The organism is Chryseobacterium sp., from assembly GCF_041914225.1.
Classification (GTDB): domain Bacteria; phylum Bacteroidota; class Bacteroidia; order Flavobacteriales; family Weeksellaceae; genus Chryseobacterium.
The window spans coordinates 1-3,556 of sequence record NZ_JAYSDT010000102.1; the positions used below are offsets into that span (position 1 = coordinate 1).

Sequence of the window (3,556 nt, forward strand, 5' to 3'; positions counted from 1 at the left end):
GATTTATTGACAATAATCTTTCGTCCTTCTAAATTCATTTTTTATTTTTGTATTTAAATTCTTAACTATTACAAATGTATAAAGTTTTTGTCAACGAAAAAAAATTATTGATATCTAAGCATCCTGAAGAACTTGAAAAAAAGCTTAGGTATGAAAATTATACAACTTTAGAGATCGCATTGGATCTTCTGGAGAATACTTCGGTACAGGAACTGAATGTATATGGAGAGAATTTAGACGAAATCTGGCTGGAATTCCAGAAACTTTTCAGAATTATAGAGGCTGCAGGAGGTCTTGTTAATAATCCTGAGGGTAAGATTCTCTTCATCAGAAGACTGGGCAAATGGGACCTTCCCAAGGGTAAGATGGAAAAGGGGGAGTCCAGGGAAGAATCCGCCGTTCGGGAAATAGAAGAAGAAACAGGTCTGAGCGACGTAGAGCTTGTAAAATTCATCAATACGACTTATCACATCTACGTAGAAAGAAATGGTGAAAAAATCCTGAAGTGTACCCACTGGTTTGAAATGAACTTCGACGGAGAAGATACTTCAAAGCCACAGATAGAAGAAGGTATTACTGAAGTAGCCTGGAAAACAACATCAGAAATTGAGAATGAAGTTTTTCCAAGTACTTTTAAAAATATTAAACTGATTGTAAGAGAATTCTGGGATTTGAAGAAATCTTAAAAGCCGGAAGCTGGAAGAAGGAGGCTGGAAGTTACTATCCGGCCATTTACTTCTTCAAGTGTTTATTTATCAATGAAAATTCATAAAGTTGAATAAAAAAGAGAACACTCTCCTATTGTGTTCAGGAACTTCTTTCTTCCAGCTTCCTTACTCTAAATAAAGTCGATCAGCTTCTCAAGAGCAATTCCTCTGGAGCCTTTCAACAGTATATTTTCAGTTTGAATTTTATTCAGTTTCAAATATTCTATCAGTTCCGTTGTGTTTTCAAAAGCAAGATCTGAAGAATTGACAGCCTTGAAATGTTTTCCTACAGTGATAATCTCATCGAAATGAAGATCCTGAGCCAGTTTTAAGATGTTCTGATGCTCTTTCTGACTCTCATCACCCAATTCCAGCATATCTCCGATAATAATGGTTTTACTGCCTTCAAAACTGATAAAGTTATTTAAAGAAGCGGTCATAGAACTCGGATTGGCATTATATGTATCCAGAACCAGAGTTCTCCCCTCTTTTTTCACAACCTGAGATCTCATATTAGTAGGGGTATAAAGCTCCAGCGCATGTTTTATTTTTTCAAAACTGATTCCAAAATGAAGCCCCAAGCTTGCGGCTGCGCAAAGATTGGTAAAATTATATTCCCCTGTCAGTTTTGAAACGGCTTTTACTCCCTGATACGTCAATCCTACAAAATGTTCCTCTGAGAATGATTCAAAATTGTAATTGGAAGTCTCTTTCCCGAAAGTAATTTTAGAAGAGTAATTTTCAGTTTTCTCCAGCTGGATAGGATCGTTTTCATTTACAACAATCGTTCTGCTGTTATTTTTAAGATAATCATACAGCTCAGACTTTCCTTTTATCACACCTTCAAAGCCCCCGAATCCCTCCAGATGTGCTTTTCCAAAATTGGTAATGTATCCGAAATCAGGCTGTGAGATGGTACACAGAAATTCAATTTCTTTCTGATGGTTGGCTCCCATTTCAATCACTGCCATCTCATGCTCAGGCTTTATAGAAAGAATAGTCAATGGAACTCCGATATGGTTATTCAGATTTCCTGATGTATACTGTACATTAAATTTTTCTGAAAGAACAGCATGAATCAGCTCCTTTGTGGTCGTCTTTCCGTTGCTTCCCGTAAGTCCAATAAAAGGAATGGAAAGTTTTCTTCTGTGGTAAATTGCCAGCTGCTGTAAAAACTCAAGAGTCGATGGAACATAGAAAATATTTTTATCTCTGTTTTCAAATTCCGGAAGTTCAACAATTACGGCCAAAGCTCCGTCATCAATGGCTTTTTCCGCCAGGGTCGCTGCATTGAAATTCTCACCGGAAAAGGCAAAGAAAATATCATTCTCTGCTATTTTTCTGCTGTCAATGGTTACTTTTGCTGCCTGCAGAAATAAAGGATAAAACTGTTCTATATTCATCTGGAAATATATGTATATTTTTTTTAAAGAAGTCAGATGCAATCACCAAATCTATACAAGTGCTTCAGACTTTTTAGCCAGGGCGATTTCATGGTTCAAAAATAAAAAACCTTCCGGAAATCCGGAAGGTTTTTTTAAAGTATTTTTTTGATAAATATTATCTTCTAGTTCTACTCTTATCGTTAGTTCTGGCATCCTGTGCAACACGGAAACCTATCCAACCATAAGCTTTGTTTTGGTTTTTATATCTTCTTTGTCCCGGATCCAGCCAGTAAGCTGTGTCCTGCCAGGAACCTCCTTTTACTACTCTAACATCGTTAGAAATTCCTGAAGTTCTTTCTTTAGTATCTTTCTGCAGCTTCACTCTACCGTTTGCATCTACAACAAAACTTTTCTTAGGAGAGTTGTACATGTCATATGAATCAGTAGAATCAGATACTCTGTAATATTCTAAAGAAGATTGTCTGTCCCCGTCTCTGTAGTTTCTGTAGTCAGCGATAGTTTGTCTTTCGAATTGCCCCGGAAGTCCTTTGTACACTAATCTTCCGTCAGCCAATGTATCATATTTGATGCTACCTTCGTCGATCATTTTATAAGTTCCGTCTCCGTTTCTTACGATAGCCTGAGGCATATTTCCTCTATAGTAATTGAAGTCGTTGTAATCTTCGTCAATGATAGGTCTGTAAACGTCAGCTGTCCATTCAGACACGTTACCGTACATACCGTAAATTCCTAAGTCGTTAGATGGGTATTGTCTTACATCAGAAGTCTGAGCTGATCCGTCGTTTTTCCATCCTGCGATACCGGAATAGTCACCTTTACCCATTTTGAAGTTTTCAAGGAACATTCCTCTGTCTCTTCCTTTAGTACCTCTTAATCTTTCGATTTGAGGCTTCTTACCAAGGTATTGGTTATATTCTCTGTTTTTAGCCATACCTAGGGCAGCATATTCCCATTCTACTTCGGTAGGAAGTCTGAACTTCTGTACCATGGCAGCATTAGGAGCTCTGTTAGCAGCAAGCAATCTCTGGTTTGTGGTTTTCATACCGGTTTTTTGCTGCATTCTTTTCTCATTGATGTACCCCTGCATTTCAGGATCATTCGATTTGAATTTATCCATATTGAATGCTGTTCCACCCTGGTTGTTAGATTCATTGATATATAAATCTTTAGCAATAATACCAGCCTGCATCAAAGCTTTTTCGTTCGCTCTGTCTGACAGCCATTCGCAGTATCTGTTTGCCTGAGTCCAGGAAACTCCTACTACAGGGTAGTAATCGAATTCCGGAGAACGCAGATACGTTTCATTATAATCGTTTCTAGCTAATTTGTTGTCCCATAATAAGGTATCCGGTAAAGCACCGTTATAGATTTCCTTAAAACTCGGGTCACTTGGTGGGAATACATACTTCAACCATGTAAGGTATTCGCGGTATTCGTAGTTAG

The 3,556-nt window shown here is 37.7% G+C and carries 3 protein-coding genes; 1 reads left to right on the forward strand and 2 read right to left on the reverse strand.

Annotation, left to right across the window (positions count from 1 at the left end; all coding sequences use genetic code 11):
• Nucleotides 1-74: 74 nt before the first annotated feature.
• On the forward strand, nucleotides 75-686 hold the full coding sequence (locus tag ACE3RB_RS19815) for an NUDIX hydrolase (protein WP_374465785.1): 612 nt from the start codon (nucleotides 75-77) through the stop codon (nucleotides 684-686).
• A 152-nt stretch (nucleotides 687-838) separates the two neighbouring features.
• On the opposite strand, the gene murF is transcribed toward ACE3RB_RS19815, so the two are convergent.
• Together murF and ACE3RB_RS19825 are read right to left on the reverse strand one after the other, a co-directional pair.
• Nucleotides 839-2,110, reverse strand: coding sequence for a UDP-N-acetylmuramoyl-tripeptide--D-alanyl-D-alanine ligase (gene murF / locus ACE3RB_RS19820; protein ID WP_374465786.1), 1,272 nt, complete (start codon nucleotides 2,108-2,110; stop codon nucleotides 839-841).
• A gap of 157 nt (nucleotides 2,111-2,267) precedes the next feature.
• Nucleotides 2,268-3,556: SUMF1/EgtB/PvdO family nonheme iron enzyme (locus tag ACE3RB_RS19825; RefSeq protein WP_374465787.1), on the reverse strand; the 1,289-nt coding region annotated here is incomplete at its 5' end.

Excerpts from the sequence above, each read along its gene's own strand:
- ACE3RB_RS19815 (WP_374465785.1), top strand. The coding sequence starts at position 75 with ATGTATAAAGTTTTTGTCAACGAAAAAAAATTATTGATATCTAAGCAT.
- murF (WP_374465786.1), bottom strand. The coding sequence starts at position 2,110 with ATGAATATAGAACAGTTTTATCCTTTATTTCTGCAGGCAGCAAAAGTA.